10 protein-coding genes and 1 tRNA gene are annotated in these 14043 nt (G+C 60.7%); 8 read left to right on the top strand and 3 right to left on the bottom strand.

What is annotated here, in order from left to right; genetic code table 11:
- Window positions 1-16: 16 nt before the first annotated feature.
- From ACVWZ4_RS27420 to ACVWZ4_RS27440, 5 genes are all read left to right on the top strand, one after another.
- The gene (locus ACVWZ4_RS27420) at window positions 17-229 is read left to right on the top strand and encodes a hypothetical protein (protein ID WP_456735362.1); all 213 of its coding nucleotides are present in this window, start codon (window positions 17-19) and stop codon (window positions 227-229) included.
- Window positions 226-1701 carry an Asp-tRNA(Asn)/Glu-tRNA(Gln) amidotransferase subunit GatA gene (gene gatA, locus ACVWZ4_RS27425; RefSeq protein WP_456741561.1) on the top strand — a complete coding sequence of 492 codons (1476 nt, stop codon included), beginning with the start codon at window positions 226-228 and terminating at the stop codon, window positions 1699-1701. The genes ACVWZ4_RS27420 and gatA overlap by 4 nt, the downstream gene beginning before the upstream one ends.
- Window positions 1692-1994, top strand: coding sequence for a hypothetical protein (locus ACVWZ4_RS27430; protein ID WP_456741562.1), 303 nt, complete (start codon window positions 1692-1694; stop codon window positions 1992-1994). Before gatA ends, ACVWZ4_RS27430 begins: the two co-directional genes overlap by 10 nt.
- Window positions 1991-3469 (top strand): Asp-tRNA(Asn)/Glu-tRNA(Gln) amidotransferase subunit GatB, encoded by a 1479-nt coding sequence (gene gatB, locus ACVWZ4_RS27435; RefSeq protein ID WP_456741563.1) that lies wholly within the window; start codon window positions 1991-1993, stop codon window positions 3467-3469. The genes ACVWZ4_RS27430 and gatB overlap by 4 nt, the downstream gene beginning before the upstream one ends.
- A 1455-nt stretch (window positions 3470-4924) precedes the next feature.
- Window positions 4925-5191 carry a hypothetical protein gene (locus ACVWZ4_RS27440; RefSeq protein WP_456741564.1) on the top strand — a complete coding sequence of 89 codons (267 nt, stop codon included), beginning with the start codon at window positions 4925-4927 and terminating at the stop codon, window positions 5189-5191.
- A 137-nt stretch (window positions 5192-5328) separates the two neighbouring features.
- Here the strand turns inward: ACVWZ4_RS27440 and ACVWZ4_RS27445 are convergent.
- Window positions 5329-5421 (bottom strand) — tRNA-Ser (locus ACVWZ4_RS27445).
- 619 nt (window positions 5422-6040) lie between these two features.
- Here ACVWZ4_RS27445 and ACVWZ4_RS27450 point away from each other — a divergent pair.
- The gene (locus ACVWZ4_RS27450; protein WP_456790331.1) at window positions 6041-7546 is read left to right on the top strand and encodes a porin; all 1506 of its coding nucleotides are present in this window, start codon (window positions 6041-6043) and stop codon (window positions 7544-7546) included.
- 201 nt (window positions 7547-7747) lie between these two features.
- Entirely contained in the window at window positions 7748-8293 is a 546-nt protein-coding gene (locus ACVWZ4_RS27455) for a recombinase family protein (protein ID WP_456741565.1), read from the top strand.
- 532 nt (window positions 8294-8825) lie between these two features.
- Here the strand turns inward: ACVWZ4_RS27455 and ACVWZ4_RS27460 are convergent.
- Both ACVWZ4_RS27460 and ACVWZ4_RS27465 read right to left on the bottom strand, forming a co-directional pair.
- Window positions 8826-10235, bottom strand: a complete 1410-nt coding sequence (locus ACVWZ4_RS27460) for a hypothetical protein (protein WP_456790332.1) — start codon at window positions 10233-10235, stop codon at window positions 8826-8828.
- Window positions 10236-10506: 271 nt separating this feature from the next.
- On the bottom strand, window positions 10507-12117 hold the full coding sequence (locus ACVWZ4_RS27465) for a tyrosine-type recombinase/integrase (RefSeq protein ID WP_456790333.1): 1611 nt from the start codon (window positions 12115-12117) through the stop codon (window positions 10507-10509).
- Window positions 12118-12343: 226 nt separating this feature from the next.
- On the opposite strand from ACVWZ4_RS27465, the gene ACVWZ4_RS27470 reads away from it, so the two are divergent.
- The gene (locus ACVWZ4_RS27470) at window positions 12344-13897 is read left to right on the top strand and encodes a porin (RefSeq protein ID WP_456703925.1); all 1554 of its coding nucleotides are present in this window, start codon (window positions 12344-12346) and stop codon (window positions 13895-13897) included.
- Window positions 13898-14043: the final 146 nt, after the last annotated feature.

A 14043-nucleotide genomic window follows, 5' to 3' on the forward strand; every position in this document is an offset into this window, starting at 1 on the left:
CTTAGGACGCCGTGCGATGTGCATGCTTTGCGACGATGAGAAGGCCTATCAGGCCTACATGAACTACCTCGACAAGATGGAACGGCAGGGTAAGGCTGCCGATCCCAACGTCGCCGTCAATGCCGTGCTCGACGAAATGCAGGCCGCCGCGGATGCGGCCGCCAAAAAAGACGACCCGGCCAACGACAAGACCCTGTCTCCTTTCTTCTGTAGCCCGATCAATAAATGACCGATTTGACATCGCTGACGCTCGCCGAGGCCCGTAAGGGTCTCGCCGACAAGACTTTCACGTCGCTGGAGCTGACCGACGCGCATCTGAGCGCGATCGAGAAAGCGCGCGTGCTCAATGCCTTCGTGATGGAGACGCCGGACCAGGCGCGGGCCATGGCGCGCGAGGCGGACGGCAGGATCGTCAAGGGCGACGCCGGTCCGCTCGCCGGCATCCCGCTCGGCATCAAGGATCTGTTCGCGACCAAGGGGGTGCGCACCACGGCGTGCTCGAAGATCCTCGGCAATTTCGTGCCGACCTATGAGTCGACCGTCACCTCGCAGCTCTGGCGCGACGGCGCCGTCATGCTCGGCAAGCTCAACAATGACGAGTTCGCGATGGGCTCGGCGAACGAGACCTCGTGCTTCGGTCCCGTCGGCAATCCCTGGCGGCGCGAGGGCTCCAACACCACCCTGGTGCCGGGTGGCTCGTCCGGCGGCTCGGCCTCGGCGGTGGCTGCGCTGCTGTGCATGGGCGCGACCGCGACCGACACCGGCGGCTCGATCCGCCAGCCGGCGGCGTTCACCGCAACCGTGGGCATCAAGCCGACTTATGGCCGCTGCTCGCGCTGGGGCATCGTCGCGTTTGCCTCTTCGCTCGACCAGGCCGGTCCAATTGCGCGCAGCGTGCGCGACAGCGCGATGCTGCTGCGCTCGATGGCCGGCCACGATCCGAAGGACACGACTTCGGTCGATATTGCCGTGCCTGATTATGAAGCCGCGATCGGCAAATCCGTGAAGGGCATGAAGATCGGCATTCCCAAGGAGTATCGTCTCGACGGCATGCCGGGCGAGATCGAGAAGCTCTGGAGTGAGGGCGCGGCGTGGCTGAAGGCGGCCGGCGCCGAGCTGGTCGAGGTATCGCTGCCGCACACCAAATACGCGCTGCCGGCCTATTACATCGTGGCGCCGGCGGAGGCCTCCTCCAACCTCGCGCGTTACGACGGCGTCCGCTATGGCCTGCGCGAGCACGGCAAGACCATCACCGAGCTCTACGAGAACACCCGCGCCAAAGGTTTTGGCGCCGAGGTGCGCCGCCGCGTCATGATCGGCACCTATGTGCTCTCGGCCGGCTACTACGACGCCTATTATCTGCGCGCCCAGAAGGTGCGCACGCTGATCAAGAGGGATTTTGAGGATTGCTTCGAGAGGGGTGTGGACGCGATCCTCACCCCGGCGACGCCGTCGGCGGCCTTCGGCATCGGTGAGAAAGGCGGGGCCGATCCCGTCGAGATGTATCTCAACGACATCTTCACGGTCACCGTGAATATGGCGGGCCTGCCGGGCATTGCCGTGCCATCAGGCAAGGACAGTCAGGGCCTGCCTCTCGGCCTGCAACTGATCGGCCGTCCATTCGAGGAGGAGACGTTGTTCTCGCTCGGCGAAGTGATCGAGCAGGCGGCCGGCCGCTTCACGCCCGCGAGGTGGTGGTGAATGTCGCCGGCTTCATCGCAAGCCTCGATGGTGCGGCACCCGCGCCGGAGTTGAGCGCGCCGCTCGCGGGTCTCTGGTGGGCTGCGAAGGGCGACTGGGACCAGGCGCACAGGATCGTTCAGGACGAGAGCAGCCGCGAGGCGGCCTGGGTGCACGCGTATCTGCACCGCATCGAAGGCGATCTCCGCAATGCCGGGTACTGGTATCGCCAGGCCGGCCAGGTCGCGGCAAAGGATTCATTGGAAGCGGAGTGGGAGCGGATCGCTGCCACGCTGCTCGGGAGCAGGACATGAGCACGGCTACGCACAAGCTTCTCAAGGGCGCCACCGGCGACTGGGAGACGGTCATCGGCATGGAGATCCACGCCCAGGTGACATCCAAATCAAAATTGTTCTCGGGCGCCTCGACTGCGTTCGGTGGTGATCCAAACACCCAAGTGTCGCTGGTCGATGCGGCCATGCCGGGCATGCTGCCTGTGATCAACGAGGAATGCGTCAGGCAGGCTGTCCGGACCGGGCTCGGTCTCAACGCAAAGATCAATCTGCGTTCGGTGTTCGACAGGAAGAACTATTTCTATCCGGACCTGCCGCAGGGCTACCAGATCAGCCAGTACAAGTCGCCGATCGTGGGCGAGGGCGACGTGCTGGTCGAGCTCGACGGTGGCCGCAGCGTCTCCATCGGCATCGAGCGGCTGCATCTGGAGCAGGATCCGGCAAAGATGCAGCACGACAAGCTGCCGTCGCAATCCCTGATCGATCTCAACCGCTGTGGCGTGGCGCTGATGGAGATCGTTTCCAAGCCCGATATCCGCGACGCCGAGCAGGCCAAGGCCTATGTGACCAAGCTGCGCTCGATCATGCGCTATCTCGGCACCTGCGACGGCGACATGGAGAAGGGATCCTTGCGCGCCGACGTCAACGTCTCCGTGCGCAAGCCGGGCGCGCCGCTCGGCACCCGCTGCGAGATCAAGAACCTGAACTCGATCACCTTCATCGGCCAGGCCATCGACTACGAGGCGCGCCGCCAGATCGAGATTTTGGAGGACGGCGGCAAGATCGATCAGGAAACACGGCTCTACGACCCCAACAAGGGCGAGACGCGCTCACTGCGGTCGAAGGAAGAGGCGCATGACTACCGCTACTTCCCCGATCCGGATCTGCTGCCGCTGGAGTTCTCGCAGAGCTTCGTGGACGAGCTGAAGGCAGCGCTTCCCGAGCTGCCGGACCAGAAGAAGGCGCGTTTTGTCGCCGACTTCGGCCTCTCGGGTTATGATGCGGGCGTGCTGGTGGCCGAGCGCGAGAGCGCTGTGTTCTACGAGACGGTGCTCGACAGGCTCGCCAACCGCGCCCGCGACGGCAAGATGGCGGCGAATTGGGTGATCAACGAACTGTTCGGCCGTCTCAACAAGGAGGGCCGTGATATTACCGACTCTCCTGTGACGTCCGAGCAGCTGGCGGCGATCATCGACCTGATCGGCGAGGGCACGATCTCGGGCAAGATCGCCAAGGATCTGTTCGAGATCGTCTGGCAGGAGGGCGGCGACCCGCGCGCGCTGGTCGAAAGCCGCGGCATGAAGCAGGTCACGGATCTTTCGGCGATCGAAAAGGTTGTCGACGACATCATCGCGGCCAATCCCGACAAGGCTGCGCAGGTGAAGGACAAGCCGCAGTCGCTTGGCTGGTTCGTGGGCCAGGTGATGAAGTCGTCAGGCGGCAAGGCCAACCCGCAGAGCGTCAACGACCTGCTCAAGTCCAAGCTCGGCATCTGACGTCACGCGTTCGGACGAGGTGACGGACGCGCATCGTCACCTCGCTTGACCCCGTGATGCGACGCTCGCGCGCCTCATCTGCGGCAATCATCAGCTGCTCAAAGGCGCGCAGCGCCGCCGAATCGCCACCGCGCGATTCGCGCAAAACGGCGACTTGCACACGCTCCGACGAGCGCTCCCGCCGTTAAGCATGAAAATAATTTCGTTGCCAAAATTCGCGACTCAGAGTCCGCGACTCGCCTCCGCTGCGCGATCGCGTGCTTCGCAGCGTTCATCGTCGCGCTGATCGCGCGAGATGTGCGTGAGCAGAATAATGCTTGCTGCATAGGATATTCCGGCAGTCGCGGCGCTTGCCGACGTCGATGTCGAGAGAAGCATTTGCAATCGTGGACGCGAGTGGCTGCCGACTGGCAAATCAAGCGCGGCTGGCGCACGCGCGCTGCGTCGTCAACACTTCCTTAAGTGAGAAGATGTTTTTTTCGTCGTGTTGGTGTATTTGGGGTGAGCGCACATTCGATCCCCGAATGCGCGCAGCGATTAAAGCCATCTCACACATCGGAGGGCAACATGGCCAAGAAAGCGAAGAAAGCGAAGAAGGCGAAGAAGGCGAAGAGCGCAGTGAAGAAGACTGCGAAGAAGACCCGCAAGGTCGCGAAGAAGAAGTAACTTCGACTTCTGAAGTTGCCGGCTCCTAGCAGCCGGCACGTCATCAGCGCCTCCCAGAGGTTCTGGTCGACGACAGAGGGTGTCGGCGAGACATCAGGTCAACGGTCGGATCGTCAGCTTCGCGGGCCTGCCCGCCAAAGTCCGGTCCGGCAGAAGAAACGAGTTTTCTTCGTTCGGTGCGGTCTCCCTGAACAAGGGCTCCGCAATTCCACACGCGGCCTTCGGGCTCATTTGGAATCTGGTCCTGACGTGTTCGCCGACGCCCTCGTTCCCTGAGGCCGGGGTATTGCCGGCAATCCCTTTCCCGACATTGTTGATCTGACTGCGCCGCCGCTGTGCGTGGCCGGGCCGTCGAGGCTGGGCGCGCCGGCATGATTGCCGCGAGCGCGACAGGCCGCAGCGCGAGCGGCCATGCGGCCTGTCGCGCGCGCCACCTCCGACATGTGACCGCACGAGGCGTGGCACTGTGCGCGATGGTTATCGATGTCCGAAAATCACAGGGTAAACGCATCCTGAGGAAACGCAGAAGTACCTGCAAATCAGGGACTTCTTGAAATTCTCACGCGCGCGGCGCGGCTTCCCGTTTACGTCTGCTTCATCGCGATACTTAAACTGCCATTCAAATTTGCCCGCCATCATCGCCTCCAACAAGCCGGCAAACGGCAACGGGCAAGAAGCCCTTGGGGATGAGTTGAACAGCGCACGATCCCAGAAGGGATTTTGCACATCAGAGTTGGACGGGAGCCGCGCTCCGGGGATTAGAGGCGGCATAAGAAAAGGGGATGCGTTATGTTTCAGGGTACTTTCGATCTCGATACGGCGACGCCGATCGATGCGACCGCGCTGTCAGACGTTCTGTTCGAGCGCGGACTCTATTGGGCGAGCGGCCGCTCGGGTCTGATCGACCTCGTCGCCGCGCACAAATGGTTCAATCTTGCTGCCCTGAAGGGCCGCCGGGACGCCGTTGCGCTGCGCCAGGAAGTGGCGGGGCAGATGTCGGAGGCCGAGATCGCGACCGCGCAGCGAGAGGCGAGGGCGTGGGCGTCCGCGCACTGAGCGGTTCAGCGCCCCGACCCCCGGGAAACTCGACTTCGACTTGCGGGCTTGGGCTGCGAGCGCCTCTCCTGCGGTTCAAGCCAGCTACGGTCCTAAATCCTCGTGCAGCATCGCCTCGCAGGCGGCCCGCAGCTGGGTGGCGGAGAGGGAGGGATTCGAACCCTCGATACAGCTTGAGACCGTATGACGCTTTAGCAAAGCGTTGCCTTCAGCCACTCGGCCACCTCTCCGGTGCGAGCCTTATGCATCTAATTGCTTGGGCCGGTCAATTTGGAAGCGTGTGTTTTCGCTCGAATATTCCCAACGATTTCCGCCGCTGCGGGATTCCCTGACCTTCGGCGGGTTCCCAGACATATAGAGTGTCCGTGACACACGCACGCGGTGGCGCGGGGGGCGGCTGTTTCCCGGCTCGCCGAGCCTTACGGGATTACACATCCCGCTCCAGTCCCCGCATTCCCCGATTCGGGTGCTCAGACCTGGAGCTGTGCGTAAGCTGGCCCGGGCACGACCAAACGCGAACTTCGACCGCAAACGAACTTGTCAAAAAAGACAAGTAAAAACAATTGATTAGCGATGCCGCGCGATCACATCTGCGTGTTAATTGTGCAACACCCGTCGAAAAACACGCTTGATAGGCCCGTTCCGGAGCGATCTTTTGTTGTGTGTGCAACGACGTTCAGTTGTTGTGATCAGGCGACGGAGGGGGGCATCCCGAGGTCGTCCCGTTTAGGTCTTTCGCTTAAGTAGACCTGAACTAGGCGGATGCGTTGATTTTCAACGAGTTTTCGCGGGCAGTTCAAACGGCTTTGTACGAGGGATTGTACGAAGCTTCAATCTGGAGGTTTAACAATGAACTTGAAGGGCCTTTTGCTTGGCTCAGTGGCGGGTCTGCTCGCTGTTGGCGGAGCGCAGGCGGCCGATCTTCCCTTGAAGGCGAAGGCCGTCGAATACGTGAGGATCTGCTCCCTGTACGGTGCGGGTTTCTACTACATCCCCGGCACCGACACTTGCATCAAGCTGGGTGGCTATGTGCGCGCTGACTACATTCTTGGCGGCGCCAACAGCTACGGTTTCCAGTGGAGCACTGGCAACTTCAACGGCGGTTCGAACAACCGTCTGACGAACTACTACTACATGCGCGCTCGTATGGACCTCACGGTCGATACTCGCACGGCGACCGAGTACGGCGTGGTCCGCACCTTCGCTGACCTGGTCTTCACCCAAGACTCCAACACCATCGGTGGCAGCAACCCGTCCATTCCGACGAGCAGTGCCGCTGGTCTCGGCCTCTACCACGCCTTCATCCAGTTCGCTGGCTTCACCTTCGGTCGCACCGTCTCGATCTTCGATGCGCCGTGGACGGGCTATCCGGCTGGCGGTCCCGATACCATTCCGGGCGGCTCGAACTTCGTCACCGGTGTGAACCAGGCCACCTACACGGCTGACTTCGGCCAGGGCATCACCGCCGCAGTGTCGATCCAGGATCAGACGACGGGCAATGGCTCCGGTCAGTCGAACCTGTGGAATGCGACCGGCTTTGCGACTACGGCTGCTGCGGGCGCTGCCCTGATCCAGGGTACATACGGCGTCTACGATTGGGGCGCTCAGCGTTCTCCCGACATCGTCGGTCAGGTTCGTGTTGACCAGGCTTGGGGTCTGGCCCAGATCGCGGTTGTCGCGCATGACATTCACAGTGCGTACTACGGCGCGTTTGAGACCAGCGATCACCCCGCCGACAAGTGGGGCTGGGCTGTGCAGGGCGCCTTGTCGATCAAGAACATCCCGACTGGTGCGGGTGACTCGATCAACATGCAGGCCGTCTACGCCGATGGTGCGGCTCACTACGTCTTCGGCAACATCGCGTGGCCGATGAACTGGTCGATGTACAGCGGCAGCGGCATTGCTTACCAGAGCGTTGGTTTCGCTGGTATTTCCGACGGCGTCTTCGGCACCGGCACCGGCATCCAGACGACCAAGGCTTGGGGCTTCCGCGGTGGTTACACCCACAACTGGAGCCCGAACTGGGCCAGCGCCGTTTACGGTGGCTATGCTCAGTTGAAGTACGGTGACGCGAGCAAGGCGCTGATCTGCGGCAACTTCGTCGCAGCAGGTTTTGGCGCCACTGCGACCTGTAACCCGGACTTCAACATCGGCGTCGTCGGTGTCAACACCGTCTGGACTCCGGTCAAGAACCTGGCGTTCACGGCCGACCTGAGCTGGACCCATCTGGACCAGAAGTACTCGGGCACCATCGCGGCCCCGGCCGTTGCGGGCTTCGCGAAGCCGGCTGCTACGTACGAGCTGAAGGATCAGAACTCGCTGACCATGATGCTCCGCGCTCAGCGCAACTTCTGATCTAGTCTCACAGATCAAACTAAGGGCCCTCGGCAGGAAACTGCCGGGGGTCTTTGCTTTTGGGCATCCAGGTGTTCGATAAGGGTATACGCGTGTGAGACAGCGCGGTGAGACAGGAAAAACGTCTCAATAAGATTGACTTCATATTTTCGAGACATCATGATCTCAGGGTCTAGACCTCATTGAGACATGGAGCCTTGAATGACAACTATCGGCTACGCTCGCGTTAGCACCACCGACCAGAACCTTGCTGTACAGGAAGCCGCCTTGCGTGCCGCTGGTTGCGACCTGATCCGCTCTGAGAAGCGGACGGGTACCACCACCACCGGCCGCGAGGCCCTGCTTACCGTGTTGGACTTTCTCCGCTCCGGTGACGTGCTGATGGTAACGCGCATCGACCGGTTGGCGCGCAGCATCGGTGACCTTCAGGACATCGTGCGGAGCGTGAAGGCTCGCGGTGCATCCCTGCGTGCCACAGAGCAACCCATCGATACGAGCACAGCAGCGGGAAAATGCTTCCTCGACATGCTGGGCGTGTTCGCTGAGTTCGAGACCAACTTACGCCGTGAACGTCAACTGGAAGGCATTGCGGGCGCTAAGGCCCGTGGGGTCTACAAAGGACGCAAGCCCTCGGTGGATGTCGCCAAAGTGAAGGCACTGCACGCGGAAGGGAGAGGCGCATCAGCCATTGCTAAAGCTCTCGGGATTGGCCGTGCGTCGGTCTATCGGGCTCTAGAGGAGAGCTGAGGACCCGGCTAAAGCGCCGCCTGCTTTAGCTGCGACATAGCTTAGCTAAGGGACTCCGGGGCAGCCGGGGGCCCCTCCCGGAAACTTTGGGCCCCTATGGCTTCAAAATTGTCGGGCTAAAGGCTTTGGCCTTTGCTCAGTTCAACAGGGCGGTGTGCTTCCTGGGAGTACCGTAGGGGCCCACACCTACCGGGCCCACGCGGAGCGGGAGTCCTGTATGACTCTAGGGAGTCCACTGGTGGCCGGTCTGGCTACCCGCTGGGGAGGACCGGGCCTAGCGTCAAACGCCCCACGGGCTTTCTAGAGTCCTACAGGGGCATTGTGGTTGAAGCCCTGTTCGACCCCAAAGTCAGACCACCAGCCGTTGGTACAGATACGGCCGCCGATTTCAGCCCCAACCTGCTGTTCGGCCCTTGTGGACGGATGATCGTCAAATTCGTTCTCCGTTATAGGCGATGTGCGCTGGGGGGTTGGCTGTTGCTATTAGCTATATCCCCAATCCCTAATAGGTCTAAGGGGGGTAAGGGGGCCATTATGGCACAAACAGGTGTTCTCCCTGCCTGCTGTTGACTTTGAGGCTCGGCCTGACGGGGATATGGCCCACGCGGAAATGGCCCCCGAAAGCCCCCATCAACGCCATTGCGCCTCGGCGCTCATGCTGTTCAGGCACAATCAGGCTGTCATGCACCGCTAAGCTCGGGATGCCATCCCGCATCAACCCTTGCATCGCTGCGACGACAACGCGGCTCTCATCAAACATAAGATCAGCCCAAGTGCGCACCCGGCCATCCTTGAGCGGTTGGCCCCACTGGCCGAGAAGCGGGTGGTGCTTGGTTATCAGCTCACCTAGCTCGACCGCAGGGTACCGATTGGTGTCCAGAGGATGGTGGTGCTCTTCCTCGTAATCCTTCAGGATGACCGCAGGCCAATTGCGCAGCGGGCCAGTGCTCCCGAACGTCGCGGCCACCCAAAGCTTCACGACGGCGCGCGCCTCGTCGCCTAGTCCGGGGATAACGTAAGGGTCCTGTCGCCTGTCGAGTTGCAAGCCATGCCAAGCGTAGAAGATGGTCAGGTAGCTCGCTCGCAGATCAATTTCGACTACGGGCGAGCCATTGATTGTCATCTCAAGGCGCTTCTTGCCGCTCTGCTGTTGGTAGTTCTTGTCTGCCGGTTGGCTGTACAGACGCCCGCCCTGATCCCAATTAAAGTCTGCGGCGTCGCCATTCTGGAAGATGCGGACATAGCCACGGTGTATGCAGCCACCGCCGAAGGTCTGCTTTGCAAGAAATTCATTCAGCTCCCGCACGTCCGCTTCCAGCTTCAGAGACAGGTCCGTGTGCTCGAACTTCAGTCGGCGTCCTTGCACCTTGCGGCCACCATCCCATGTGCTGGCGGCGCGTTTCTGAAGCGGCTGCTTCGGCAAGCCGTAGTCAAAATGGTCTAGCGCATTGTCAAAGCCTATTCCGTGCTCGCCCGCCAGCGCTAAGAGCGCATCGGCAGGACGATAACGCGCGGCCCTACGCCGCGAGGCCAATGGCGGCCCGTGTTCGTCAAAACGGACCCAGCGTTCAGTAACTCCTGGACGGTGCTCCACAAGGCCAAGCTCTCGCATTGCATCTTGGAGCGAAATAAACACGCGGGCACCGACTGGAGCTCCCGTGAAGCCGTCTGTCTTGAGTGACCGATAAACCCAATTGCCCTCAGCGCTCAGCAGATCAGCTAAGAAAGCCGCGATAGCTGGCTTGAGCTTGTTGCGGTTCGCCTTGGACTTTCCGAAAAACTCTCTGTGGGCTAACAGACGCAGCACCTGCTCGTTAACAGCCTCGGTGAGAGCCTGCGCCGCTTCGGTGCTCGCGTGTCCCTCAAGGGAAGCGAAGGTGGCATCTCGCAGCTCAGTTCCATTGGATGCCTCCGTCTCCGGGACAGCGGAGTGTTTCAACAATGTGGTCTTCCTCTCGTTGCCCCATGAGCATCGTGTTCCGACAAGTTGTCTCAGCACTGCGTATAGGGCTGATGTGACCGCACGCAGGTGTACCTCAGCCCATGTGCGGTTATTGCTCTATGGTATTATACCCGAGCCAACTGCAGCCCCGTTCTCATTCAGCTTCGCTAGTTGTGCGGCCTTCTCGGCGGCGATTTCCTCCCGAGTTACGCCTGCGGCGAGCAGCACACGAGAAGATCAGCAACGATATTGAGTTGGCCGGGAGGCGACATCAGTCCACCTTGTACATCGGAAATTTCTTCACAGCTTCGGCGAGGTCCTGCGGAAGAGGCTTCGTGTATGCTCGTCCGATTGTCGCGGGCGAATGCCCTGTGATTGCGTCGCTATAACGTTCGTCGATGCCTACCCGGGCTGCCATAGCCTTAAACGTGTGGCGCCATGCGTGATTGGGGCTTAACTCTGGATCGGTGATACCGAGTGAGCGGACCCAAGTGCCAACCTGGGACCTCATGCGCTCAGCGGGGCTCTGCCGAGGTCCATCTTCGACCTTTGTGACCCGCCGCCGCTTTGTAGAGTAAAACAGTGGCCCGCCTTGGGCTCGTTCGACGAAATTGAGAAACCCCTGTGCAATAAGGTGCTGATGAAGCGGTACTGTCCGGGCCTTGCGTGTTTTTATCTTACCAGCGGATGGTGTCAGCTTAGCGAAGTGAGCCCCATTGCGCTCCTGAATGTCGGTCGCGCGAAGTTGAGTAATCTCGCCAGCGCGAGCGCCGGTGTAGGCACAAATCCAAGGCACCCATCTAAACGCTCGTTCTCGATGTGACTTCGTGTCATCACATCGCAGTGCTGCTGCCAAGATGATCTTGATCTCAGCATCATCAAAGGCTTTGGTTTCACGTTCGATGTTCTTTCGAGGCACGCTGATCCGCACCTGTGGAAACGGATTGTTGTCGATAATCTTTTCTGCAACGCCCCAGCCAAAGACCGTCTTTAGGGCTGTGCGCCATGCGACTGCAACAGTTCCGGCTGACCGCCTTTCATTGACCAGCCCGTTCATCCACGTCTTGGCCTTTTCAAAGCTGATGTTTCGGACATCGGGAAAATGTCGATCAGCTTCCTTGAACACGGTGACCCATCGGTAGACCGTTCCTTCCGCCGGCTGCACAGCTTTCTTCCAAGCCTCGAACAATTCCATCGCTCTGACAGGAGTACTCCCCTCGGCCTCTGCAAATCGGGAGAAGCCCTGCTGATGGACATCCGGCGAGTAGTCGCCACGTGAAAGTGCTTCCAATCGCTGGAATGCCGGCAGTAGGTTGTCGCTAACGGCGTCCAAGAAAAGATTGGTGGCATCTGGAGACAAGCTGAGGCCCTGTTCCAAAAGGAAGGCAGCAGTCTGGGCTTCAGCGGCGATGGCGGGGCGGATTGCTTCTCTGACCTGCGGATCGAATTGCCAATCCCAATGTGGATCGTCCCTCGGGCGCTCTTCGTAGTCATCCGGTGCATGTGGACGTATCACGTTCCAGACCAAGGTGTCAGCCAAGTCTCGCCAATGGGCCGGCGTACGAAGGTCCCGTTCGTGTCGCGTGAGGAACCAATCATACCACCTGCCTGCCAGCGCGTAGGCATTTTGACGGGTCAGGGGTTGAGGGCCGTTTCTTTTGGCGGCTCTAAGGCTGCCGATGCGCGTCTCGATGTCGGCCAACCACTCCCCGAAACGCGCTCGCGCTTCATGATCTGAGGCGCCTTTTTCGAGGCGGAACTTCTCTTCCCAAGCGTTGCCAAACCTCGCCGCGTACTCAACTCGAATGTCTTTGGGGATCACCTTGCGGGCCACGTACGCGCCCGTAGAAGTTCGTGTCAGTCCAGCCATCAGCAGTGCCATTTGTACGGTACCTTGTACTTACAGGCATCCCGATAGTCATGGCAATCCAGTAACTTACTGAATTTTCTGAACTCAGCTCTCCGAGTTTTCGGATCGCTTAAGTCCCTCGTGTTCCTGCGGGTGTGTCCGAAGACGCGAAGGTGGCCAGGGCGGTGATTTAGAGGGGGGTGGGGAATTGGCCGTCCGGGTCAGTGACCTTCCCTGAAGAGCAACTTGGAGGTTTAACATGAACTTTAAGAGCCTTTTGCTCGGCTCAGTGGCGGGTCTGCTCGCCGTTGGCGGAGCCCAGGCAGCCGACCTTCCGTTGAAGGCAAAGGCCGTCGAATACGTGAAGATCTGCTCGCTGTACGGTGCGGGTTTCTACTACATCCCCGGCACCGACACCTGCATCAAGCTGGGTGGTTACGTCCGCGCGGACATGATCCTCGGCGGCGCTAACGACTACGGCTTCCGGTTTAGCCAGGGCACCTTCAACGGCGGCTCGAACAACCGTCTGACGAACTACTATTACAGCCGCGCTCGTATGGACCTCACGGTCGATACCCGCACCGCAACCGAGTACGGCGTGGTCCGCACCTTCGCCGACATGGTGTTCAGCGTTGACTCCGGAACGGTCTCCGCCAGCAACCCGTCAGCCGCTGCAGGTGGTGCCGCTGGTCTCGGCCTCTACCACGCCTTCATCCAGTTCGCTGGCTTCACCTTCGGTCGCACCGTCTCGATCTTCGATGCGCCGTGGACGGGCTATCCGGCTGGCGGTCCCGATACCATTCCGGGCGGCTCGAACTTCGTCACCGGTGTGAACCAGGCCACCTACACGGCTGACTTCGGCCAGGGCATCACCGCCGCAGTGTCGATCCAGGATCAGACGACGGGCAATGGCGGCGGTCAATCGAACCTGTGGAATGCGACCGGCTTTGCGGCCAGCAGTGCTGTGAACGGCGCAGGCGCCATTGTTACGACTTCGGCTGCTGCGAATGCTGCCGCTGCCCTCATCCAGGGCAACTACGGCACGTACGATTGGGGTGCGAACCGTTCTCCCGACATCGTCGGTCAGGTTCGTGTTGACCAGGCTTGGGGTCTGTTCCAGATCGCGGCTGTCGCGCATGATATCCACAGTGCGTACTACGGTGCGACCGAGGCCACCGACCACCCAGCCGACAAGTGGGGCTGGGCTGTGCAGGGCGCCTTGTCGATCAAGAACATCCCGACCGGTGCGGGTGACTCGATCAACATGCAGGCCGTCTACGCCGACGGTGCGGCTCACTACGTCTTCGGCAACATCTCGTGGCCGCAGAACTTCTCGATGTACAGCGGCACTGGCCTAGCTGGTGCTTACCAGAGCGTTGGTTTCGCTGGTATCACTGACGGCGTCTTCGGCGCCGGCACCGGCATCGAGACGACCAAGGCTTGGGGCTTCCGCGGTGGTTACACCCACAACTGGACCCCGAACTGGGCCAGCGCCATCTACGGTGGCTATGCTCATATGGGCTACGGCAACACGAGCAAGGGCCTGATCTGCGCGAACTTCGCCACGATCGCCGTCGCTGGCTCGACCTGCAACCCGGACTTCAACATCGGCGTGATCGGTGTCAACACCGTCTGGACCCCGGTCAAGAACCTGGCGTTCACGGCTGACCTGAGCTACACGATGCTCGACCAGAAGTACTCGGGCGCCATCAATGCCCCTGCTGTTGCCGCCTTCGCGAAGCCGGCTGCGACCTACGAGCTGAAGGATCAGAACTCGCTGACCATGATGCTCCGCGCTCAGCGCAACTTCTAAGATCAATCATCCGATTGATTGGAGAGCCCCGGCAGGAAACTGCCGGGGTTTTTCTTTGTTGGTGATCCGACGTATGCTGTCCTGGAAGAATTGGCTGCGCTTCTCGGAGGAAGCGGTGCGGGAGTATTCAATCGTGAACAGTCGGA

The sequence above is a fragment of the Bradyrhizobium sp. USDA 4472 genome (genome assembly GCF_054058595.1).